The organism is Peribacillus sp. NPDC046944 (assembly GCF_050272735.1).
In the GTDB taxonomy this organism is placed as follows: Bacteria; Bacillota; Bacilli; order Bacillales; family DSM-1321; genus Peribacillus.
In genome coordinates this window covers 26,442-50,627 of the sequence record NZ_JBNNML010000017.1, presented here as the reverse complement: position 1 = coordinate 50,627, position 24,186 = coordinate 26,442, and the positions used below count along the sequence as shown (strand labels likewise).

The 24,186-nt window shown below is 43.8% G+C and carries 19 protein-coding genes, 1 rRNA gene and 1 riboswitch; of the genes, 8 read left to right on the top strand and 12 right to left on the bottom strand.

Annotation, left to right across the window (positions count from 1 at the left end):
- Window positions 1-66 (bottom strand): 16S ribosomal RNA (locus ACQKIC_RS19725); the annotation flags it as partial.
- A 291-nt stretch (window positions 67-357) separates the two neighbouring features.
- On the bottom strand, window positions 358-1,221 hold the full coding sequence (locus ACQKIC_RS19720) for a nucleotidyltransferase-like protein (RefSeq protein ID WP_402871363.1): 864 nt from the start codon (window positions 1,219-1,221) through the stop codon (window positions 358-360).
- A gap of 189 nt (window positions 1,222-1,410) precedes the next feature.
- Between ACQKIC_RS19720 and ACQKIC_RS19715 the strand changes: the two genes are divergently transcribed.
- Window positions 1,411-1,764 (top strand): YgzB family protein, encoded by a 354-nt coding sequence (locus ACQKIC_RS19715; protein ID WP_402871365.1) that lies wholly within the window; start codon window positions 1,411-1,413, stop codon window positions 1,762-1,764.
- A gap of 67 nt (window positions 1,765-1,831) precedes the next feature.
- On the opposite strand, the gene perR is transcribed toward ACQKIC_RS19715, so the two are convergent.
- From perR to ACQKIC_RS19690, 5 genes are all read right to left on the bottom strand, one after another.
- Window positions 1,832-2,275: a peroxide-responsive transcriptional repressor PerR gene (perR, locus tag ACQKIC_RS19710; protein WP_402871367.1), complete on the bottom strand. Its 444-nt coding sequence runs from the start codon at window positions 2,273-2,275 to the stop codon at window positions 1,832-1,834.
- Between the two features lie 144 nt (window positions 2,276-2,419).
- A complete protein-coding gene (locus tag ACQKIC_RS19705) occupies window positions 2,420-3,364 on the bottom strand; it encodes a D-2-hydroxyacid dehydrogenase (RefSeq protein ID WP_427592176.1) in 945 nt (314 codons plus the stop codon).
- A 145-nt stretch (window positions 3,365-3,509) separates the two neighbouring features.
- On the bottom strand, window positions 3,510-4,619 hold the full coding sequence (locus ACQKIC_RS19700; RefSeq protein ID WP_402988833.1) for an aminopeptidase: 1,110 nt from the start codon (window positions 4,617-4,619) through the stop codon (window positions 3,510-3,512).
- Window positions 4,620-4,630: 11 nt separating this feature from the next.
- A complete protein-coding gene (gene bcp, locus ACQKIC_RS19695) occupies window positions 4,631-5,101 on the bottom strand; it encodes a thioredoxin-dependent thiol peroxidase (protein WP_402871374.1) in 471 nt (156 codons plus the stop codon).
- Window positions 5,102-5,163: 62 nt separating this feature from the next.
- Complete coding sequence (locus ACQKIC_RS19690) at window positions 5,164-5,586, bottom strand: potassium channel family protein (protein WP_402871377.1); 423 nt, start codon at window positions 5,584-5,586, stop codon at window positions 5,164-5,166.
- Between the two features lie 282 nt (window positions 5,587-5,868).
- Window positions 5,869-6,066, top strand: a riboswitch (cobalamin riboswitch).
- 139 nt (window positions 6,067-6,205) lie between these two features.
- Here ACQKIC_RS19690 and metE point away from each other — a divergent pair.
- Both metE and ACQKIC_RS19680 read left to right on the top strand, forming a co-directional pair.
- Window positions 6,206-8,512 carry a 5-methyltetrahydropteroyltriglutamate--homocysteine S-methyltransferase gene (metE, locus tag ACQKIC_RS19685; protein WP_402988836.1) on the top strand — a complete coding sequence of 769 codons (2,307 nt, stop codon included), beginning with the start codon at window positions 6,206-6,208 and terminating at the stop codon, window positions 8,510-8,512.
- The gene (locus tag ACQKIC_RS19680; RefSeq protein ID WP_402988839.1) at window positions 8,505-8,981 is read left to right on the top strand and encodes an acyl-CoA thioesterase; all 477 of its coding nucleotides are present in this window, start codon (window positions 8,505-8,507) and stop codon (window positions 8,979-8,981) included. The genes metE and ACQKIC_RS19680 overlap by 8 nt, the downstream gene beginning before the upstream one ends.
- Before the next feature lie 42 nt (window positions 8,982-9,023).
- Here the strand turns inward: ACQKIC_RS19680 and ACQKIC_RS19675 are convergent, their stop codons facing one another.
- From ACQKIC_RS19675 to ACQKIC_RS19665, 3 genes are read right to left on the bottom strand one after another with little or no spacing between them, the layout of a single operon-like run.
- Window positions 9,024-9,809, bottom strand: coding sequence for an ABC transporter permease (locus tag ACQKIC_RS19675; RefSeq protein WP_402871385.1), 786 nt, complete (start codon window positions 9,807-9,809; stop codon window positions 9,024-9,026).
- A gap of 4 nt (window positions 9,810-9,813) precedes the next feature.
- The gene (locus ACQKIC_RS19670) at window positions 9,814-10,605 is read right to left on the bottom strand and encodes an ABC transporter permease (RefSeq protein WP_402871388.1); all 792 of its coding nucleotides are present in this window, start codon (window positions 10,603-10,605) and stop codon (window positions 9,814-9,816) included.
- Window positions 10,606-10,646: 41 nt separating this feature from the next.
- The gene (locus ACQKIC_RS19665) at window positions 10,647-11,654 is read right to left on the bottom strand and encodes an ABC transporter ATP-binding protein (protein WP_402988842.1); all 1,008 of its coding nucleotides are present in this window, start codon (window positions 11,652-11,654) and stop codon (window positions 10,647-10,649) included.
- Between the two features lie 150 nt (window positions 11,655-11,804).
- On the opposite strand from ACQKIC_RS19665, the gene ACQKIC_RS19660 reads away from it, so the two are divergent.
- Complete coding sequence (locus ACQKIC_RS19660; RefSeq protein WP_427592175.1) at window positions 11,805-12,125, top strand: hypothetical protein; 321 nt, start codon at window positions 11,805-11,807, stop codon at window positions 12,123-12,125.
- Window positions 12,126-12,175: 50 nt separating this feature from the next.
- On the opposite strand, the gene chbG is transcribed toward ACQKIC_RS19660, so the two are convergent.
- Window positions 12,176-12,922 carry a chitin disaccharide deacetylase gene (gene chbG / locus ACQKIC_RS19655; RefSeq protein ID WP_427592174.1) on the bottom strand — a complete coding sequence of 249 codons (747 nt, stop codon included), beginning with the start codon at window positions 12,920-12,922 and terminating at the stop codon, window positions 12,176-12,178.
- A gap of 219 nt (window positions 12,923-13,141) precedes the next feature.
- Here chbG and ACQKIC_RS19650 point away from each other — a divergent pair, with 219 nt between their 5' ends.
- The 4 genes from ACQKIC_RS19650 to ACQKIC_RS19635 all read left to right on the top strand — a co-directional run bounded on the left by ACQKIC_RS19650 (window position 13,142) and on the right by ACQKIC_RS19635 (window position 21,830).
- Entirely contained in the window at window positions 13,142-14,431 is a 1,290-nt protein-coding gene (locus ACQKIC_RS19650; protein WP_402959298.1) for a glutamate-1-semialdehyde 2,1-aminomutase, read from the top strand.
- 345 nt (window positions 14,432-14,776) lie between these two features.
- The gene (locus ACQKIC_RS19645) at window positions 14,777-19,249 is read left to right on the top strand and encodes a glutamate synthase-related protein (protein WP_427592173.1); all 4,473 of its coding nucleotides are present in this window, start codon (window positions 14,777-14,779) and stop codon (window positions 19,247-19,249) included.
- A 301-nt stretch (window positions 19,250-19,550) separates the two neighbouring features.
- Window positions 19,551-20,642: an FUSC family protein gene (locus tag ACQKIC_RS19640; protein WP_402871399.1), complete on the top strand. Its 1,092-nt coding sequence runs from the start codon at window positions 19,551-19,553 to the stop codon at window positions 20,640-20,642.
- 267 nt (window positions 20,643-20,909) lie between these two features.
- A complete protein-coding gene (locus ACQKIC_RS19635) occupies window positions 20,910-21,830 on the top strand; it encodes an EamA family transporter (RefSeq protein WP_402871402.1) in 921 nt (306 codons plus the stop codon).
- A 499-nt stretch (window positions 21,831-22,329) separates the two neighbouring features.
- On the opposite strand, the gene ACQKIC_RS19630 is transcribed toward ACQKIC_RS19635, so the two are convergent.
- On the bottom strand, window positions 22,330-24,075 hold the full coding sequence (locus ACQKIC_RS19630) for an ABC transporter ATP-binding protein (protein WP_427592172.1): 1,746 nt from the start codon (window positions 24,073-24,075) through the stop codon (window positions 22,330-22,332).
- Between the last annotated feature and the right edge of the window lie 111 nt (window positions 24,076-24,186).

Sequence of the window (24,186 nt, the reverse complement as noted above, 5' to 3'; positions counted from 1 at the left end):
CTCGACTTGCATGTATTAGGCACGCCGCCAGCGTTCGTCCTGAGCCAGGATCAAACTCTCCGAAGAAATGTTTGACTTGCTCATTTTGCTTTTTTTATAGTGTGTGCTCACTCAAAATTTACGTTGGCGCTTTGTTTTGTTCAGTTTTCAAAGAGCAATTTCGTTGTCGTTTACTTCGTAAGCGACTTATACATCTTATCATGTTTTCATTTAAGTTGTCAACATGTTTTTTGATGTTTTTTTATTTCGTAAAGCTTCGTTGAAGCTGCGAAAGCTGATGTCCCGCAGCGACATGTATTAATATAACACCTATATTATTATTGGTCAATACTAAAAATGATTTTTTAGTATATTTTTTTAAACTTTATAAAATCGGTGATAAACATCGTGCCCTTTGGTCTCGACTATAATGGTATCCACTACTTTCTTTTCAATTAAGTATTCTAAAAGAACGCCTAGATCGATTGAATAATAACTTAGTTCTGGATGCTCCATTAACTCCGCTATGGTCCAAGATCCTTCTCTAGCATTCATTATTTCCAGTAGGTGTTGAGAACCGGCATTAGTACGGGAATAAATAAGGAACTCACTAGCTAGAAAAAGAAGCTCCAACCTTTTCTCCAGGGTTTCTTCACTGCTAATCAGTTCTTCGTACAACTTATATATTTCAGGTTCCATATGCTTCACTTGATTCCAAACCGTCACCTCTGGATGAAAACCTTGTTCTATTATTTCCAATCGGGCTAGATGATGTAGCGAGTGAACAATATGGTTATAGGCATCCAGGTAATGGCCATTCTCAAAAAAGTCTTTTCCATCCCTATACCTACGAATTAACTTTGCAAATTCCATTCCCATCTTCAGCTTTCTTCCATAGAAGGGAAACTCACGGATTTCGGTTTTTAAATGCTCCAGGTATTCATTTCGGTCGAATAAAATCTTCCCATTATAAATCCAATCCACGACTTTACGATTCGACCCTAATAAAATCCATTCCTTGACTTGCTCTTCTTTCACAACATGTAAAGCCGCTTTCTTATCCTGATAGGTATAGTGCTTTAAAAATACAGGTTCCTCTGCATCATCCACGATGACAAATAGGACATAATCAAACGTATCAGTGATGGGGCTTTTGTGCTCCCTTTTTTCTATTAACAAAATCCCTAATGTGGACTTCAAACTTGCTCGCTCTTGATAAATCGGGCGAAGGATATCTTCCATTATAAATTCCTCCAAAACCATTTTTCTTTTTACATTCGACAATTCTCTTCAAAAATCCTGTTTTCTGAGCCTAGATGTTCCTTCCTATTTTTCCTCGGGTCAACCATAAGTCATTTGTATCCTTTATTTCTTTTTTGTTCCAACCTTAGTTTATGTTATAGTTAAAGTTATATTTTAGGAGGGTCTAACATGGCTAAATATTCTAGCAAAATCAATAAAATCCGTACGTTTGCTTTAAGTTTGATCTTCGTTGGCTTTATCGTGATGTATATCGGTCTATTCTTTAAGTCGCACCCTATCGTCATGACGCTCTTCATGGGTCTTGGACTTCTATTCATTATCGCAAGCACGGGCGTTTACTTTTGGATTGGGATGCTGTCCACAAAGTCGGTACAGGTTATCTGCCCGAACTGTGGGAAGCCTACGAAAATATTAGGTAGGGTCGATATATGTATGCATTGCAATGAAACGCTGACCCTTGATAAAAAGCTGGAAGGCGAAGAGTTCGACGAAAAATATAATCGCAAAAGCCTGAACGACTGAATGGAATGGATTTTAGTTACAGTGCTTTTGCAACAAAAAAAGTTCCAACCAAGTGGCGGAACTTTTTTTAATGCGCTTCTTTCTTTGCACAATCCGTGCATTCCCCATAGATTTCCATCCGATGGTGACTTACGTTGAATCCGGTGACCTGTGCTGCAAAGTGCTCGACCTCATCCAATGCAGGATAATCGAAGTCGACGATTTTACCACAGCTTTCGCAGATAACATGATAATGATTCGTTGTTACGAAATCAAATCTAGCTGACGAATCGCCATAGGTAAGCTCTTTGACCAATCCCACTTCACGAAACACACGCAGGTTGTTATAAACCGTAGCCACACTCATATTCGGAAACTTGCCTTCTAACGCTTTATAAATATCATCAGCAGTAGGATGCGACATGGAGTCTATCAAATACTCAAGAATTGCATGGCGTTGAGGAGTTATTCTTACACCGGTATCTTTAAGGGAATCCAACGCTTCTTTCAACTGAACTTCAGACACCGTCATCCACCTCTTTTTCTAATTAAGTATGAATTATTACATTGTAATGTTTATAAATAGTGTACTCCCCATAAGCAAGCTTTGTCAATATATCTACACCCTTAGTTTATTCCTCATTCATTTAATTATTTCCTGTTTTTCTAGTTGGTCCTAGTATCCCTTTTTAGGGTCGATGATATTAATGAAATCCTTTCCGTCTTTTAGGTAGACTTTCATGTTTTCTTCAAAGATTGCAAAGGTCCTTGGTAAATATTCGCCGCTTTTGCTTGATAGGTGCGGGGTTACCGTGACCTGCTCCATATTCCAGAATGGGTGGCCCTTCACTAGCGGTTCAGGTTCGAATACATCCAGTATCACATGAGCGAGTTCATGCTCCTGCATGACCTCTATGAGCACGTCTTCCTTGAACAGATCTCCCCGTCCTATATTCACGAAGACGGCTGTACGTTTCATTGCCTTAAAATGTTCTTTCTTTAACAAATCCTTCGTTTCATCCGTACTAGGCAAGACGCTTACGATATAATCCGCTTTAGGCAATGCTCTCTCAAGCTCCGTAAGGGCGTATAGATGATCGATGTGTTCGACGGCTTTCCCACTACGATTCACTCCGAGGGTCGTCATTCTAAAAGCCTTGGCAAGACGTGCCACTTCCCCTCCAATTGCCCCCGTTCCTAGGATAAGCATCGTTTTTCCATTCAACTCGCCTACTTCTATCTTCCGGTCCCAGATTTCTCCCGCTTCATTCTCAATTAGTTGTTTTAATTTCTTTTCATACTGTAAAAGCATGCCGATTGTATATTCAGCCATCGGGATTTTATGGATGCCCCTAGCGTTGGTCACCATGATTCCGCGTTTCTCAATGGCGGCAAAAGGCATTAACTCCAATCCGGCACTCATGACCATGATCCATTTCACGTTCACTGCCTCTTCAATGATTTCATCGGTTAAATCTTCTCCATATGTAATAAGAACTTCGGCCTCTTGGAGCTTTTCATCCGCCCAAGTTTCTTGATAAATGAATGTCAAATCGGGAAATGCTTGTGCCATCTTCTTTTGAATGTCTTCATTCGGAATGATTGTTGAAAATACTAACATGATTATCTCTCCTTTTCTTTACATAAAAAAACACGGGCACTGAATGTCCCGCGCAACTTTCTATGAGGAGGTATTCCCTTACTAAATCATATTCAGGGGTCCTCTATTTGAGTTGGACAAACGCCTCTCCCTATTAAAAAGGGCTTTATTTTAATTGATTTGGATTCAATTCGCATAATTCCCGTGGCACGAATAAACCGTCCTTACGAACCAGTATATCATCAAAGTAGATCGCTCCGCCGCCATATTCGGGTCGCTGGATCAAGACCATGTCCCAATGAGACGATGATTGATTTCCATTATCGGCCTCTTGGTAAGCTTGACCAGTGGCAAGATGGAGGCTGCCACTAATCTTCTCATCGAATAGGATATCACCCATCGGTTCCATGATATACGGATTGATTCCCAGGGCGAATTCCCCGATGTACCGGGACCCTTCATCCATATCGAGCAAACGGTTCATTTGGTCCGACTGATTGGAAGAAGCTTTCATGATTTTTCCCTTTTTAAATGTAAGGGTTATCCCCTCAAATACCTCTCCTTGATAGGCGGAAGCAGTATTGAAGGAAATCGTGCCATTGACACTGTCTTTTACCGGTGCCGTGAACACTTCACCATCTGGAAGATTGTTTTTACCAGCGCAAATGACAGCGGGGATATTTTTAATGGAAAAAGCCAAGTCAGTCCCCGGCGATATGATCCGAACTTGATCCGTTTGATCCATCCAATCCTTTAGAGGCTTCATGGACTTTTCCATTTTGTGATAATCAAGTGTGCACACGTTTAACAAGAAATCTTCATACTGCTCAAAGCTCATGCCGGAATTTTTTGCAGAACCAATGGTCGGATAATTCAGTAACACCCAGCGCCGGTTATTGACGAAGAACATGGTGGACGTTTTCATGGCATCCTCCTGAAGGCGATATCTCTCATGAGGGACACTCACTCCTCGCCCTTCGTTTCCATCGCCCGATATGATGATGACTGCATCCACATCTTCGTATTTCTTATAATTCCATTTTGATAAGGTATCGAGCTGTTCCTTAACATTCCCTTTTAGCAGATGACTGGTAATTTCGTCATCTTCAAGTTCCGCATAAGGATAGGCCCCCATTCTATAGGCTTCGTCAATCAGTTCCTTCAATAGGGCCTTTGCTGCAACAGGCCCACGGATCAAGACTCGCTCTTTCGCCTGCAGCCTCAGTGAATGATGAATCAGCTGCTTGGCAAGCTTGATAAGTCGCTCATCCTTCATTAGCCTGTACCTTATTTTTCTAGGTCACGAAGAGTTTCCAACGCTTCTTCGACGTGGCCCTTTACTTTGACTTTACGCCATTCTTTAACGATCGTTCCTTCCTTATCAATCAGGAAAGTCGAACGCTCAATGCCCATGTATTCCTTACCGAAGTTCTTTTTCAATTTCCATACGCCATATAATTCAGCGGCTTCTTGCTTTTCATCAGCAAGCAACAGGAAAGGCAACCCATGTTTTTCAATGAATTTTTCATGACGTGTTACCGGGTCCGGGCTAATGCCTATGATGACAGCATCAAGCTCTTCGAATTGTTCATTAGCATCACGGAAATCACAAGCCTCCGTCGTGCAACCGGGTGTCATGTCTTTTGGGTAAAAATATAATACAACGTGTTTACCCTTGAATCCTGATAGGGTAACTTGTTCTCCGTTGTTTGCTGGTAATTGAAAGTCTGGTGCTTTTTCTCCAATTTCGACCGTCATTCTAAACCCTCCATTTCTTTCATCATGGTAAGCGTACCCAATAATCGAAAGAAACACAACTTTCATTTCTTGTTCTTTCTTTCCTTCTGTTCAAAATCGATGACAGCCCTGATCACAAATGCCGCAGGAAGCGTATAGCCAATGAATGCTTGGATTGTCGCGATCATCCGGCCAATGCCGATTGGGGAGATATCCCCATATCCGACGGAGAACATCGTCATCGCACTAAAATAAAATGAAGTCTTCAGCTGCTCGGAAAAGGTTCCATCCAAGCGATTGCCCATATCAAGAATCACCGAATGATTCTGAAGCTCGTATAATAAATAAATCAGTGCAAAACCGACTAATAATGTCGCATATAAATTGCCGAGCCACAGCATATCTTCAAGAGAAAACTTCTTTGCCTCCGACTCAGAAAGAAATAAGGTCCGAATGCTCATCACCATGCAAAAGATAATCCCCACAATCAAAATATAAAAGGTCATCCCCCACGCCTCATTTCAAAAACAACCCACTTCCCTTATACATACTCTTTTGCGAGTCAATATATGCTCGTTTTAGGGGTCAGACCCTATTTCCCAGCTGCTGCACCATCAAGAAAACATAGATACAGCATGGGTTCTCGTGCCACATGGTGGGGGTCAGACCCCATTTCCCGACTTTTTCCTTGTTGACCCATTTGGCCGGGATATGCTAAGATGGGTTAAGTTTTTATAATATTTTGTAAATTTTAGTGTCCGTGTTTATGCGGACGGAGTTTTTTATGAATTTCATATGTGGAGATAGGTTCCTAAGCTTTTAGGATTAAAAGGGAAGTCCGGTGTAATTCCGGCACGGTCCCGCCACTGTAATGGGAATGTATAGCGCTTTTGTTTGATGCCACTGGTCCTTTTGGATTGGGAAGGCTTTTAGTGCTAAGGAAGAGTTCCCTGAGTCAGGAGACCTGCCTATTTCGACAACACTGTTTTAACCTACGGGAGATAGGGAGGTGTTAGGGACCTTATAATGATAAGGGGTATTTTCGTGCCCCTTTATTTTAAGCATTTCTAACTTTCTCTTTTGACGGTTAGGGATGCTTTTTTGTTGTTATTTCATTAAAAGGAGATGGATGTGTTGAAAAGTAGTAATATAGGGTACCCACGAATCGGTGAAGATCGTGAATGGAAACGTACATTAGAGGCATATTGGGCTGGAACATTAAACGAAACGGAATTCACGGCGCAATTGGAAGCGATCCGTTTAGGCAATTTGCAAAAACAAAAAGATCAAGGCATCGATATCATCCCGGTCAACGACTTTACGTTATATGATCAAATGCTCGATATGTCCGTCATGTTCGGCCTGGTGCCAGAACGCTATTCGGCTTATAAAGGCGGCATGGTCCCCCTTTCCGTTTATTATTCAATGGCCCGTGGGAACAAGGATGAAGTCGCTTCCGAAATGACGAAATGGTTCAATACAAATTATCATTATATCGTTCCAGAGCTAAAACAATCCCAGCTTACGTTGACAGAAAACAAGCCACTTACTGCTTACCGTGAAGCCAAGGAAAAACTAGGAATCGATACGAAGCCGGTTATAGTCGGACCTTACACATTCATTTCTTTGTCAAAAGGCTATGATAAAAAAGATCTTCCGGCCATCATCCTGAGCCTGTTGCCTTTATACACAAAAATTTTGCGAGAGCTGGAACAAGAAGGAGTGAAGTGGGTGCAGGTCGATGAACCCTCCCTTGTTTCTTCCCTTTCCAAAGACGAGATGAAAACTGTTACATACCTGTATGAAAAATTGAACGAAGCTGTCCCCAACCTGAACATCATGCTGCAAACATATTTTGATGCTGTAGAGCACTACCAAGAAGTGATTGACTTGCCCGTTCAAGGAATTGGCCTTGATTTGGTCCATGACAAAGGAAAAAATCTCAGCAATCTTCAAACAGTCGGCTTTCCAAAAGATAAAATACTTGGGGCCGGTGTGATTGATGGGAAAAACATTTGGCTTTCTGACTTGACGAAAAAAATCGGGTTGGTCGAGTCCATTACGAAACACGTATCCGAAGATCGGATTTGGATTCAACCTTCCTGCTCCCTGCTACACGTGCCAGTGACGGTTCGAAACGAGACAGAACTGGCCAGCAAAGTGAAAGAAGCCCTTGCCTTTGCTGATGAGAAACTAGAAGAAATCACGCTTTTGGTCAGAGGGAACAGCGAAGGTCTAGAATCAATCGAAGAAAAGCTGGCGGCAAACAAAGCTGCATGGCAGACCTTAAAGAATTCAAAGGCCAGAAACCATAAAGACGTTCAATCCGCTGTCGAACAGGCGAAGCAGCAATCCCATGGCCGTACCCTGCCATTTAAACAGCGCTATCAAAAACAACAGGCGTATTTCAACCTGCCCTTCCTTCCAACCACGACAATTGGAAGCTTTCCGCAGACCGCGGAAGTTAAACAGGCCCGCGGGAAATTCAAACGCGGTGAATGGACGGCTGATCAATATGAAGCATTCGTGAACGAGGAGATTAGCAGATGGATTGATATCCAGGAAGAAATCGGATTGGACGTCCTTGTGCACGGGGAGTTTGAACGGACCGATATGGTCGAGTTTTTCGGCCATAAATTGGGTGGATTCGTCTTCCTTGAAAAAGGCTGGGTTCAATCTTACGGCTCCCGCTGTGTCAAACCTCCCGTCATCTATGGAGATGTCCATTTCATCGATCCGATGACGGTCAAAGAAAGTGTGTATGCACAAGCCTTGACGAAAAAAACGGTGAAGGGAATGCTGACCGGTCCTGTTACGATTCTGAACTGGTCGTTCGTCCGTGACGATATTTCACGGGAAAATATCTGCTATCAATTGGCATTGGCCTTGAAACAAGAAGTAGAGGCACTGGAATCAGCAGGGATCAAAATGATCCAAGTCGATGAACCAGCCCTGCGTGAAGGCCTTCCATTGAAAAAAAGCGACCGTGATGAGTACTTAAACTGGGCGGTCCATTCATTCCTGATTTCCACTTCGAGCGTCGAAGACACAACACAAATTCACACCCATATGTGCTATTGTGATTTCAATAGCTTCATGGATGTCATTTCTTCCCTGGACGCTGATGTGATTTCCATTGAAACGTCCCGTAGCCACGGCGAGCTCGCTTCCGCATTCGAGGAGAAAACATATGAAAAAGGAATCGGCCTTGGTGTGTATGATATTCATAGCCCTCGCGTTCCTGCAGTGGAAGAAATGGTCGATATGATCGAACGTGGCATCAAGGTACTGGATAAAGACCAATTTTGGATCAACCCTGACTGTGGCCTGAAAACAAGGGGCGTTCCAGAAACCGTCGCTTCACTGAAAAATATGGTCGAAGCCGCAACGGTTGTCCGGAATAAGCTATTGGTCCAACAGGAAAATGACTGATTTAACAACAGGCATTCCCGTTCAACAGTCACGGACGTTTTTAACGGACCTCGTTTTTCCACCTGATACGAACCATCACAATACCATCTTTGGTGGAAAAGTGATGGCTTATGTGGATAAAATCGCCTGCATTGCAGCGATGCGCCACTGCCGGAAACCGGTCGTAACCGCTTCAAGCGACTCCTTTGACTTCCTGGCCCCCATCAAGACCGGGGATGCAATCAATTTGGAAGCCTATGTCACCTGTGCCCATCGAACGTCAATGGAGGTATTCGTAAAAGTAGAACGGGAGAACCTGTTGACTGGCGAAAAGCAACTCACCGCCCGCGCTTTTTTAACGATGCTTGCGATAGATGAAGATGGAAAGCCCATACCGGTTCCACAGGTCCAACCGGAAACGGAAGAAGAAAAACGGCAGTACGTCCAAGCACAAGCTAGATATGTCGAGAGAAAAAACAAACGCATATAAGCAAAAAAAATCCCTTCAACAAAATTGTTGAAGGGATTTTTTTTAGTTTCCTGCTCCGCGGTACCTTTTCACACCCTGATTCCAAATGAAGATCGAGATCATGAAAAAGACGACCCCTATAACAGGTGTGGCAAATGCATACGCGTACCACTCTTCTTTTCTAAGAAAATAGGAAGCGGGATACACACCGACAAAGGCAAATGGCAGCACCCAAGTCAGAACAAAGCGGATGACCTTGTTATAAATATCAACCGGATAGCGCCCGTAGTTCCCGATGTTGTACATCATCGGCATGATGGACGTTTTGGCATCAGACCAGAAGCCGATGCTTGCAATCGCAACAAAGATGGCGGCATACGCGAGTGCCCCGCCGATTGCAAAGATGATGAAGAGAATCGGGTCATACCAAGTTAGTTCCAGGTTTAACGAAACACCGGAATAGAAGATGATGATCAAACCGGTCACGACTCCAAATAATGATTCAAGCTCAATCCGCTCTAAGATGACTTGAAACAGGCTGTGAATCGGCCTTGTTAAAATCCGGTCCATCTCCCCTTTGACGATGTAGCGATCGTTGAAATCCCAGATGTTGAAAAAGGATGAAAATAGTGCAAACGGGATAAGGAAAAAACCGTATATGAAAATGATTTCATCCCGGCTCCACCCGCTTAGGAACTCCGTATGTCCGAAGACCACTAAGATAAACACCAGATTCACGACTTGGTTCAACAAATCAGAAAGAATCTCGATGACGAAATCCGCCCGGTACTGCAATCTCGTTTTCATATACTGACTCACATATTGAAAAAACATTGATACGTAAAACATCCCATCAACCTCCCTGAATAATCAGCTGTTTTTTTGCGACTATCCATAAAACCTGGATGGGGATAACGAGAATGATGACCCAGATCAATTGCTGTAAAAGAGCCATGCCGATGTCTCCCGTTCCGTATCCATTTGTGAAAATCATACTCGGGACATAGCTGATTCCTTGAAACGGCAGAAACTTCATGATGTCCTGTGCCCAGATTGGATAAAAGCTGATAGGCAATAACAAGCCTGAAAACAAATCAACAATGACCCGTTTTGCCCGGATCAATCCAGCATTATTATATAAGAAAAATGTCGTGATTCCCGTTAGCAAATTGATTTGCGTATTGATGATGAAGCTGAATAACAGGGAAATTCCGAAAAGCCCCCATGTTGCCGGTTCATTTGGCAAATGGATGGGGAAAATGATGGCGACGAGCAGCATACCTGGAATGGAGAAGAAAAAGAAACGGAAAATCCCCTCACCCAGGCCTTGCATCGTCTTCATCCCTAAATAGTTATAAGGTCGAATCATCTCGATTGCGACCTTGCCGTCCTTGATCTCATCGGCAATCTCACGGTCAATATTATTAAAATAAAAGGCGCGCGCCATCCAGGCAACCGCCACATAGGTGGTCATCTGCATGCTGGATAACCCTTCAATGGAACTTTTCTCTCCATATATTGCATTCCACAAGAAATAATAAGCACCAATATTGATGCTATAAATTAAAATACCGGTATAATAATCGGTTCGATACGCAAGCATCATCAAAAAACGCATGCGAATCATCGCAAGATACTTTCCCATGGTCCTCTCCCTTCTTGGTAGACACATTTTTTCTGAAAGAGTCAGACCGTGCCCTCTTCGTAAATATTACGAACAATCTCTTCGATGGACGTTTCATGGATTTTGACGTCCTTGATTTTAAAATGTGAAACGACAGCGGCGACCAGCTGTGAAATATGATCACTTTCTTCTTTTAACACGGCTATGTATGCATGATTCTTTTCATCGTGCTCCCAATTGACGTGAAAGGATAACGGCAAGGATTGCAGTTCATCCAGTTCGACTGGCTCGATGAATTGGAAGTGGACCTGTTTTTCCTCTGCCCAATTATCTTTCAAGCTTTGCAATTCCCCGTCATAAATGATTTGACCTTCATCAAGCATGATCACCCGCTCGCACAAGGCCTCGATATCCCCCAAGTCATGCGTGGTCAGAAGGATGGTCGTGTTGTATCTTTCATTGATTTCCTTCAGAAACTCACGGATTTTCATTTTCACTAACACGTCAAGGCCGATTGTCGGCTCATCCAGGAAAAGCAACGGTGGATTGTGTATCAAGGCAGCAGCCAGTTCACAACGCATCCGCTGGCCAAGGGACAGCTTACGCACCGGCTTATCGAGTAACGGCCCGATATCCAACGTCTTGATTACATGTGCCATATGATCGTTATATTGTTCATCAGACACCTTATATACTTTTTTCAGCAGCCGGAAGGATTCCTGGACGGCGATATCCCACCAAAGCTGCGATCGTTGCCCGAAGACGACCCCGATGGTCTGGGTGAACTTTTCCCGTTCTTTATGCGGATTCATGCCATTGACCATGATATCACCGGACGTCGGCTCCAAAATCCCCGTCAGCATCTTGATCGTCGTCGACTTGCCTGCCCCATTTTCCCCGATATACGCTACCATCTCACCCTTTTTTACAGTAAAATTGATATCGTTGACAGCAGGCACGATTTTATAATTTCTTGTAAGTAAGTCGCGGAAGGCCCCTTTTAATCCGGAACGGCTTGAAACCGACTTGAATTCCTTCCGTAATTGATTAACCTGAATTGCATTGCTCATTATGTTATTTTCCTCCATATTCCTTGTCCTAATCAAATAGTTTAGCCAACCTCAGCTTTTTAAACAATAAAAATGCCTGGATTCAGGATATCCTGGGTTGGGCGAATTTCGACGATGTATGTATTACCTATAAAAAGGAGACTAATCGCTATGAATATAAAAAAGTTATTGCTCACGCAAATCGAAAAAATCGTACTGGAATTACGGTATGATTTCTTGTACGAGGACGAATACGACCAACTATTGTGCCAGATCGTCCAAAGGGATTCGTCCGGCTCCATCGAAAATACCCCACTAAGCTTTCATTTACATATTAATGAAGAAAAAGGAACAGGACACGCAACCTACTACCAGGCCCAAGGCGAAATCAAACGCCAAACCTTCAACATCGAAAACCCAAGCACCATCCTAGATATAATGTCCTTCATAAGTGAAACTTTGGGGTCAGACACCATTTCCCAAACGAAATAATTCATCCAAAAAGCTGTACCATCAAGGGTTCCAGCTCTTTGGATTGGGGGTCAGACCCTATTTCCCAACTCTTTATAGGAGACTAGTTCGATGTCACGCGCGGCTATGGCTTTTTGGATCAATGGGTCTGTCAGGATGGCCATTTCCTTTACACGTGGCAGGGCGTAGGAACTTCCGTTTAGTATCGATTCGTCTATATACCCGGGATGGCACATGATTTCGACTGTCTCGGAGGATAGACTTGTATCCAAAATATCAACTAAATGGCCTGTCGTCAGGTCCGATCCAAAGAAATCCGTTATCAATTTCTCTGTCCTTTTCACGCCTTGATAACCATGAAGTGCCCCATCCAATTTCCGAACCGGCAAGCCATGCGCTTTCGCTATCTTTTCAACGATGGGATAAACCTTCTCCAAGCCGTGAACATGGTGATGGCTATCAATGTGAGTCGGTTTCAGCCCCAATGATAGGAATCTCTCCATCTGGCTGTTCAATTCTTTTTCTATATCCGCAGGTTCAGCAAACTTATGCATATCGCCGCGTCGATGAAACGCACCATCCTCCCTCACCAGCGAAGGAACATCGCTTCTCACTGGATAGCCGCAGGTCAAAACCAAGTGAATCCCCACGCCAAGATTCGGATTTTCCTTAGCCAGCGCTGCCGCATGCTCGGCACCCGGCATATTGGCCATCAAAGTTGCCGACGTCACGACACCATTCTGAAAACATTCTATAATTCCCAAATTAATTCCCTTACAATACCCAAAATCATCCGCATTAATAACCAACTTCGGCATCCTTATCCCCCTCCCAATTCCCTTACCTACTACTATGAATATACCAGACCATGGGGGGTCAGACCCTATTTCCCAAACAAAATAAAAAGCATGGAAGCTTGGTATATATGGAGTTCGGTCAGCTTGTTTGGGGGTCAGGCCCCATTTCCCAGGGATTTTAAAGTGGAAAAGTGCTATGATTAGGAGTGATTATGTTTGTATTTTTAGGAGGTTTTTAGATTGGATTTTACTAATTCGGAAATTATACATAAAGAGGCGTTGGAGCATATCGTCGGTGGGGTTAATAGTCCTTCCCGTTCTTATAAAGCCGTGGGCGGCGGTTCGCCGGTGGCCATGGATCATGCCAAAGGAGCTTATTTCTGGGATGTTGATGGCAACAAGTATATCGATTATTTGGCGGCATACGGCCCGATCATCACAGGTCATGCACACCCCCATATCACAAAGGCGATCACAAAGGCTGCAGAAACAGGTGTTTTATACGGTACGCCTACAAAGCATGAAGTCACCTTTGCCAAAATGTTAAAAGAGGCGATGCCTGGCCTTGATAAAGTCCGTTTCACCAATTCTGGTACTGAATCCGTCATGTCCACCATCCGCGTAGCCCGCGCTTACACGGGTCGCGATAAAATCATCAAGTTTGCCGGCTGCTATCACGGTCACTCCGACCTTGTGTTGGTTGCTGCAGGTTCTGGTCCATCCACACTTGGAACACCGGATTCCGCTGGTGTCCCTAAAAGTATTGCACAGGAAGTCATCACGGTTCCTTTCAATGATATCGAGCCATTCAAAGAGGCCCTGAAAAAATGGGGCAACGAAATTGCCGGTGTCCTGGTCGAACCGATCGTCGGCAACTTCGGCATCGTCGAACCGCACCCTGGATTCCTGGAAGATGTGATTTCCTTATCTCATGAAGCTGGAGCACTCGTCATCTTTGATGAAGTCATCACTGCATTCCGCTTCATGTACGGTGGGGCTCAGGACTTACTTGGCGTTCAACCCGATTTGACCGCTCTTGGAAAAATCATCGGTGGGGGTCTTCCAATCGGTGCTTATGGCGGCAAAAAAGAAATCATGGATACGGTCGCACCATTAGGACCTGCATATCAAGCAGGAACGATGGCCGGAAACCCTGCTTCCATGCTATCCGGGATCGCTTGCTTGGAAGTGTTGAAGGAAGAAGGCGTTTACGACGAGCTTGATCGCTTAGGGAAGCTCCTTGAAGACGGCATCCTTAAAGCCGCTCGTCAATATAATGTACCTATTACCATCAACCGCCTAAAAGGTGCTTTGACGATCTATTTCACTACAGAAACAATCGAAAACTACGAGCAAGCTGAAAATACGGACGGCGAAATGTTCGGTAAATTCTTCAAGCTGATGCTTAATCAAGGAATCAACTTGGCACCATCCAAATATGAAGCCTGGTTCTTGACAACGGCCCATACGGATGAAGATATCGCTTATACTTTAAAAGCGGTTGAACATGCATTCAAGAACTTGATTTAAGCTGGACAAAAGAATAAATATGCACCAACCATTCAACCCCAAGATGGATATCCATCTTGGGGTTTTCTCATATCGGCTAAATTAAACTTTCAAATTGGCTTTCAGGGAGTTTTTTCTAAAAAACACACTTTTCCATCCTATCCAATATACTGTATAAAAAATTGATTTCTGAATATTTAAATGATATGATACCAATACATTTATATCCATTTATTCTATTTTATATCATTCAATTAAAAAGCTTGGACAGTTGTTTAAGTTTACTAATATGAACGTTTCATAAAATCAAAAGCCACAGGGGGTGAACGGCAGCAAATAAGGGTTATCCTTATTGACGCCAAACATATGAATCAACAATGGACACCTGCTACATTCAAAGAATTCTATAGAGAAGAACATGATGCCTGCGGTATCGTAGCCCGTATCGAAAAAAAGAAAATCCCCACCAATGAGAACATTTTCGCATGCATCGATGCACTGGTTAAGATGAATCACCGTTGCGGATTCATCAATGGCGAAGGCGATGGCGCCGGTATCCATATTGATATTCCACGTGCTCTTTGGAAAAAGAAACTTGAAAAGGAAAACATCGATTCCGGCATCGTCGATCAAGATGATTTCATAGTCGGTCACCTATTTTTAAGCAGAAAAACAGATGCAGGCAAATTAAAAACCGAAGTCAAAGAAAAGTTGCAGAAACGTGGGCTATCGCTCGTTTTTGAAACGGATAAAGCATACCGCTCTGAAGCTTTGGGCCCGATTGCCATCCAAGAAGATCCTGTGTTCTGGCAAATTGCCTGTTCATCCACGACTAACAATCAACAGGAACTCACCAACATCCTTTTCGAGTTGACGTCCGACATCGAAAATAGTGATTACATCCATGTCGCTTCCTTAAGCCAGCATCATGCCATCTACAAAGTAATGGGTGCCGGAGATACACTCCCTGCCTACTATCATGATCTTGCCGACCCCCTTGCAGCCTCAACTATGACACTGGGTCATAACCGTTTTTCCACCAATACTCTATCAAGTTTTTTCCGTGTGCAGCCATTCAGTGTCCTTGGACACAACGGCGAAATCAATACCATTGCCAAATTACGTGATGAAGCCAAAATGATCGGGGTTCCGATTGCTAAAGACGGAAGTGATTCCCAGGATTTGAATAAAACGATTGAAACATTCATCTGCCGTCACGGCTACTCTTTATTCGAGGCAATCGACCTGGTTTTTCCGCCAATCATCAACGAAATCAAGGAATACCCTGAGCATTTGCAGAACCTTTATACGTATCTAAGGGAAGCATGGGGGCATTTTGCACAAGGCCCAGCTGGAATCATCTCCCGATTCGGAGATGAAGCCGTATTCTCCGTAGACTCGTTAGGCCTACGTCCGCTTTGGAATATCGAGACGGCTTCTTCCTATATGTTCACTTCCGAGCCTGGGATCATTCCCTCTTCAGAATATACGGGAGACCCAAGACCGATGGGACCAGGGGAAAAGGTCGGGTTAAAATGGAATGGCGACCTTATTGAACTATATAACTATAAAGAATATCAAGGGAAAGTGTATGAGCGCTTCAATGAACGTTTTGTTCTTTCCGATGACCTCGTTCGCCTGCAGCCACCAATTTTCGAGAAGGTGATCACCATGACGCAGCCACAGGCCATTCATAACGGACAATATAAGGCATTCGGTTGGGAAAGGGAGCACGTTCAATTAGTAGAGCAGATGGCTGAAAAAGGTGCAGAACCCATCCGTTCATTGGGTCATGACGCACCGCTTGCCGCCCTTAATCCACAGCGGACCAACCTGTCGGATTTCATTAAGGAAAGCGTCGCCGTCGTAACCAATCCAGCCATCGACCGGGACCGGGAAACCGAGCACTTTTCCACGAGAACCATTATTGGAAGACGTCCTTCTTTATTTGAAGCAAAGAAGGCCGGTCACGTTACCGAACTTCTGACACCTTTATTAATCGAGGGACTGACAGGGTATGAATGCTCCTCCACCCTTTCACAACCAAGCTATGATCAATTTGTCCTTCACAACCAGGATCAAAAACTGGCACATTTCATTTCAAGCACGTTTACAGAAAAGGAGAGTATCCCTGAAGCGTTAAAAAGGATAACGGATGAAGCCGTAAAATCGGTAGATGCCGGGAAAACGCTGCTCATCCTCGATGATGCCCTTGCTCATCAAAACGGGAACCTATGGCTTGACCCTCATCTTGTCACGTCAGCTGTCGATCAAGCATTGGTCAATTCCGGCAAGCGCCGCGATTGCTCGATCCTGTTACGTTCTGCATCCCTAAGGTCACTGCATGATATCATCGTTGCCTATGGCCTCGGTGCCAACTTGATCAGTCCCTATTTCATGTTCCTTTCATTATCTTCCGGGGACCTGAAAGGCGTTATGAATCTATATAACTCGTTGACTAAAGGACTGGAAAAAGTGATCTCCACCATCGGGATTCATGAATTGCGCGGCTATGGCCGGCTATTCTCAAGCATTGGGTTACATGAGGAGATTGCCTCTTATTTGAATGTGGCCAATTTCTTCGGAGCAAACCATTTAGACTATGATTTTGACAAAATCAAAGAGGATAGCATCCAGCGTGCATTAGATTATGATAATGAAAAAGAACGGATGGGTAAAACCTTTCATCTATTCCCGCGGATTTGGAAATCCATCGGCGAAGTCGCTTCCACGGGAAATTATGACGCCTATCGTGAAAAGATCACGGAGCAAGAAGAATCAAACCCGACGACAATCCGTCACCTGACATCACTTAAGTTGTCAGACACACCTGTCCCAGCCGAAGATGTCAGTCTATCCATTGGCGATCAGGAGTTGCCTTTCGTCATCGCCTCCATGTCATTCGGTTCGCAAAATGAAATAGCTTTCCGAGCGTACGCAGAAGCGGCAGACCGTTTGGGCATGATCAGTATGAATGGCGAAGGCGGAGAAATTAAGGATATGCTCGGAAAATACCCGAAATCACGTGGGCAGCAGATTGCTTCCGGAAGATTCGGTGTCAACGCCGAACTCTTGAACTCTTCTAATCTCTTGGAAATTAAGATTGGGCAAGGGGCAAAACCTGGTGAAGGCGGACATCTTCCCGGTTCGAAGGTTACGGCAAAAATTGCGGAAGCACGGAATGCGACGATTGGTTCTGACTTGATCTCCCCTTCCAATAACCATGATATATATTCGATTGAAGATTTGGCCCAAATGATCCATGAGCTGAAAACGGCCAACGATAAAGCCAAGGTGGCCGTCAAGGTACCGGTTGTTCCCAATATTGGAACGATTGCCGTCGGCGTTGCCAAAGCCGGCGCCGATATCATCACGCTTTCCGGCTTTGACGGCGGAACGGGTGCAGCACGGATTCATGCCCTTGAACATGTAGGTCTGCCTGTCGAAATCGGCGTAAAAGCCGCCCATAATGCGTTGCTTGAATCCGGAATTCGGCAAAACATCGAAATCTGGGCTGACGGTGGATTGAAAAGCTCGATGGATATCCTGAAATTGATGTTGCTCGGGGCCAACCGCGTTGGTTTCGGTACCCTATCGATGATTGCCGTTGGCTGTACAACATGCCGCGGTTGTCACCTGGATACATGCCATGTCGGGATTGCCACCCAAATCGAATCGGAAGCACAGGCAAAAGAACATGGATTGCGCCGCTTTGTTCCTCGAAAATTTGATTTGGCGGTTCAAGGATTGACGAATATGTTCACGGCATTCGGCCAGGAGCTAAAAACCCTGACTGGATCACTGGGTGTGAAGAACCTTCAGGATATCGTCGGCCGCTCTGATTTGCTTGAGCAAGTGAAAGGCCAACAATCGCTGGATCTGACCTATTTATTAAAGAACCTTGATATCACGCCATTCTCCAATAGGGAAAAAGAAGCTTATTTGAATGAAAGTTCCCTACAGGTGGCGGTGGGAGCGGAATATCTCGATTCGCATGTTGAAGAATTACAGCAATCCCGCAGTTATAGCGGCATCACTTCCGAGCAACGGGTCCTTGGTAGCCGTGTTTCGTGTCACCGCGTCCGTAACAGATTGGATGGTTCGTATAAGAATCTGCCTCCCATTCATCTTTCCTATCAGGATGGTTCCATCCCTGGTAATGGCCTTGGTGCCTATAACACCGAGGGAATCACCATTAGCGTAAATGGCGGAGCCCAGGATGGAATCGGCAAAACGTCAATCGGTGGGAATATCGCCATTTTCAAATCACCAGGAAAAGATGGCAACCTTTACAATGGCTCTGTCGGTAAAGGTTTCGGGTATGGGGCACAGCACGGACTCCTTATCGCCCAAGGTGATGCCGATGCAAGGGCGGGAATCCGGCTTTCAGGTGCCGACATGATTATCGGTGGCCTAGTGAAAAAGCCGATTCCAGAAAATGAACATGGCAATATTGCGGTAACCTCGAACATCAAGGGATTTGCATTTGAGTATATGACAAATGGCAGAGGATTGGTTCTAGGGGATCCGGGTCCATGGATTTGTGCAGGCATGACCGGCGGTGTCGTTTATTTAAGGCTTCAGCCGGAAGTCGGCCTAACGAAAGAAGTTATCCAAAGAAGGATTGCGAAGGGTGCGAAAGTGTCGATTGAATCCCTTTCCAAAAAAGGACTTCAGGACGTGAATGAGCTCCTTGGCAAATACGTTGCCCTTTTAAAAGAGCAAGGGCAAGAAGAGGAAGCAGCCTCTCTTGGGGCCTTGCTCCATAATCCGGGAAACCACTTCCTTCAAGTTGTTCCCGTTAAGGAACAAGCAGATCCATCTGTATCAACCGAGTGATGATAAAAAAGCTAATGTCTTTTTACAGGACATTAGCTTTTTTCCATCTTTGTAACTCCCCACAGCAAGAGGAAAAAAGCACCTCATTTACATATGTCATAAAATCTTCATTTTTTCCCTTCCGTAAAAAGCTTATAATTACTTTTACGGCTGCTTTGCTCCATTACTTTTTGTTTACAACATTAAAAATTAGTGTAAAGTACTAACATATAAGTTAGAATACAACTTTACGAATATCCTGTATAAAGAAAGAGCTTCTTATCAGGAACAATAACATCACAAAGAAAGGATTTACCCATATATGAAGTTTGGTGCCCGCATTCTCAAAACAGGAATAGCGATTGTTTTAGCGCTTTATATTTCGGAACTGCTTAATCTTCCTGCTCCTGTCCTTTCTGGGATTGCTGCTATTTTTGCCATCCAGCCCACCATCTATCGTTCTTATCAGACGGTGCTGGAACAAATTCAAGGAAATATCATCGGTGCCTTAGTCGCCATTTCCTTCGTTTTATTGTTTGGTAATGATATTTTCATTATCGGATTGGCCGTAATGGTAGTCATTACGATAAATCTGAAATTGAAAATGGATAAGACGATCGTACTTTCCATCGTGACGGTTATTGCCATTATGGAAAGCCAAGAAGGAGAATTTTTAAACTTTGCATTTGTGCGTCTTTCATCCGTCTTACTTGGGATTATTGCTTCATTTATTGTCAATCTCGTTTTCATCCCGCCAAAGTATGAGGCAAAGCTATATACGCGCATAACCGATGTGACAGAAGATATTTTGAAATGGATCCGAATAAGCACTAGGCATGCTACAGAACATACCTTATTGAAAAAGGATATTAGCAGATTAAAAGAAGATTTGCTTGATTTAGAGCATATCTATTCCATGTATAAAGAAGAACGTGAATATTTCAAAAAGAAAAGTGTAGCTAAATCAAGGAAGCTTGTCGTGTATCGTCAAATGATCATCACGACGAAAAAGGCGTTTGAGACCTTGAGAAGGATTCATAAATTCGAGAATGAAATCTATCATATGCCTGAAGACTTCCAGAAGACGATTTTACATCATCTTGATTCCCTCATACGTAAGCATGAGCAGCTGATTTTATTGCATATCGAAAAAATCAAAAACATTGAGGAAATCGATGATTGGGATCAGGGTTCCCTCAGCCGCAAAGACCTTCTTGCCCTCTTCTTTGAGCAACAAAACGAAGTCGACGAAATGCATGATGACCTCGGGCATCTTTCCGCCCGCCTTGTTCCATTGATTTCTTACATCATTGAGTATGACGAACAATTGGAGCATCTCGAAAAGCTGATTGTCAGCTTCCAATCCTTCCATAAAGATGAGAATGAAGTGTCTATCCAATATGAAGAAGATTAATAGAGAGACGGTTCACTAGATAACCGTCTCTTCTTTTATGTTGGGCTCCCAACATTTTCTCTCCGATATATGTGAATAGTCTAACTATATAGAAAATATCATTCCCCATTGACATTTATTCACAAACGAATTAAGCTAAGATAACTCAACAATAATGTTTAAACTCAGCACTTGCTGAGAGACGGAATTTTAAAAGGATTTCCTTTTTTCGTTCGTCACTTGCCATCTAGGCAGGTGGCGATTTTTATTTTTTAGGGGTGAAAAAACATGCAACTTTTGAAGTATTCTATAATGGTTTTAATTGGTTCCATCTCATACGGCACATTATCCACCATGATGAAATTCGGATTCAAGGATGGTCATTCTTCCGGGGACCTAGTCGGCAGTCAATATTTGATTGGATGGCTGATCGTCGCCGTTTTGTTCCTTTTTTCGTTTAAATATAAAATTTCTTGGAAAAATGCCGGTTTGCTTGCCATTACTGGGATGATGTCCGCTTTTGTCGGAAAAGCCTACGCGGTGGCTGTTGCGGAGCTTCCGGCTTCCATTGCCGTAGTATTTTTATTTCAGTTCACCTGGATTGGTGTCCTTATTGAAAGCATCATAAACAAAAGACGTCCAGATCGAAGCAAGGTCCTGGCCATCTGCTTGCTCTTTATCGGGACATTATTTGCAGGTGCCATCTTTGGCCAGCCTCTCTCTGCCCTTAGTTTGACGGGGGTATTATTCGGGCTTCTGTCTGCCTTGCTCTTTGCTCTTTACATGTTCTGCAACTCTAAGTTCGCCGTTGAAGAGCCCTCGATGAAACGTTTGTTTTTCATTGCGACAGGTGCCATGCTGACTGCGGTATTCACAACCAATCCGGTAACGCTTGCCACCAATCTTGTCGAAACCAACCTTTGGCAATTCGGTCTATTGCTCGGTACACTTGGTGTTGTGGTTCCCTTCTTTTTCTTTGCCGTCAGTATGCCGAAAGTCGGCGTCGGCCTGGGGACGATCCTATGTGCCGCAGAATTGCCTTCCGCGATGGTCGTTTCCGTCATCTTCCTTGGAGAAGGCGTAACATCCCTTCAATGGTTTGGAATGTTCTTGATTATCGTCGGAATCGCCTTGCCGGAGTATTTAAAGTATTTGTTGAAAAAGACTCATACCAAGAAAAAGCCTTTGCACGAAAAAAGGGTTTCTTAATGTAACATTCATACGAAAAAAAGAGAAGGATAGCTGAAGCAACTATTATTTGCCTCAGCTATCCTTTTTGCCGTTTCAGTATAATGCCTTGATGGATAATAATAGACATATACATGCTAACGTAAAGAAAAGAACCGAAATTTTGAGATTCTTTCTCATATTAAATCCGTAGGCACTAAAGAAGATGGCAGCGGCTAATTTGGCAAAACCTTTGAAATAAGCATGATCTGAAAAAAGAGTACTGCTAAAAACAACGGAAATCACCAAAGTTACAAAGATTAGAATTTTAAACCACAATGGCTCTCTCAGGAAATGTCTAACCATAAATTTTATCCGCTGCATGATTGTATAACTCCCCTTCGATACTCTTTATTAACTAAGTGTATGGTATTTTAACAAGTTTATTAGAATAATCTGCCCCGAAATTCATCTGCATCCTATGTATTCCACAATGATCAAAAAGACCATCCCGCAACAGCGAGATGATCTTTTTTTGATGTTAGTTATCCAATTGCTGCACCTGAAAGAGTTTATAATAATTACCTTGTTTTTGCATGAGTTCTTCGTGTGAACCGATTTCAGTGATTTCCCCGTTATCGATATGGACAATTCGATCGGCATGCGTGATGGTGGAGAGACGGTGCGCCACGATGATCGTGGTTCGGTCCTTCGCCAATATATCAAGGGCTTCTTGAATATTATGTTCACTTTCCAGGTCAAGGGCCGATGTTGCTTCATCCAGGACAAGGATCGGTGGGTTTTTTAGAAAGACCCGGGCGATAGCTACCCGTTGCTTTTGGCCACCTGAAAGTTTCACGCCCCGCTCGCCCACTTTCGTATCATAGCCTTCTTTCAATCCCATAATGAATTCATGGGCGTTGGCTGCTTTGGCGGCTGCAAATACCTCTTCGTCAGTAGCGTCGGGTTTCCCCATCAGGATATTGGCCTTCACAGATTCACTGAATAAGATGTTATCTTGCAGCACCATCCCGATTTTATCGCGCAAGCTTCGAACTTGATAGTTTCGGATATCGGTTCCGTCCAGTAAAACGGCCCCTTCCGTGACATCATAGAACCGGGAAATCAAACTGACGATGGAGGATTTTCCCCCACCACTCATGCCGACCAGTGCAATGGTTTCACCAGGCAACACCTCCAGGTTGATATGTTTTAGAACAGGTGCCTCCTTCTCGTCATAAGCAAACGAGACATCCTTGAAGGTGATCCGTCCGTCCACATGCTTCAGTTCTTTTGAATCCGGTGCATCATCGATATCGTACTTCTCATCCACGAACTCGAATACCCGGTCCATGGAAGCCAATGTTTGGGTCATCGTCGTCGATGAATTGACTACGCGACGTAGAGGATTATAGAGCCTGTCTATGAACCCGACGAAGGCGACCATCGTTCCGAGTGTCAACTGCCCCTGTATGACTTGATATCCGGCAAAGCCAATCACCAGTAATGGGGCAATGTCCGTAATCGTATTCACGACGGCAAACGATTTTGCATTCCAGCTTGTATGCTTGAGTGCCTTATCGAGGAAATTTTTATTCTGCTTCGCAAACAGTTCCTGCTCGCGGTCTTCTATCGCAAAACTTTTGATGACAGACATCCCCGAGACACGCTCGTGAAGATGACTCTGCACATCGGCCAGAGCTTGTGACCGTACTCTCGTATAGATCCTAAGCTTGCCGAAGAAATGCTTGATTGAAAACGCATAAAAAGGCAGCATGAGAATCGAGACGATCGTCAGCTTCACATCCATCGTAAACATGATCACAATGACAATGGCGATGGTGGCGATATCGAGCCAAAGGTTCATCAGGCCCGTAATCACGAAATTCTTCGTTTGCTCGACATCTGTGATCATCCTTGAGATGACCTCGCCCACCCTTGTATTGGAATAATATTTAAAACTTAATTTTTGCACATGAGTGAATAAATTATTGCGAATATCATATAAAATCTTCGTTCCGGTCCATTGGGCAAAATATTGCCGGTAGTATTCAATCGGAGGCCTTATTGCCACGAAAATGAATACCATGATGCCCATCGCCCACAGGAGGTGTTCGGTTTTCTCTTCTGTCGTCAGATTTCCATTAATGATGTCATCTACAACATATTTACTTAATAAAGGAATCAACAGTGGAATTCCGAATTTTAACAGACCTATGAAGACTGTCCCGATAATCTGCCATTTATATGGCTTAACGAATTGCATATATCTCTTAATGCTGCCCACGGGGTCCCTCCATTTTTTTATCTATTTTCTCTTCTTACTATACCCTATTAGCCTTGATTGTCCGACCATCTGCAAAAGAAAAAGCCTGCAATGTTAGCAGCAGGCCCCCTC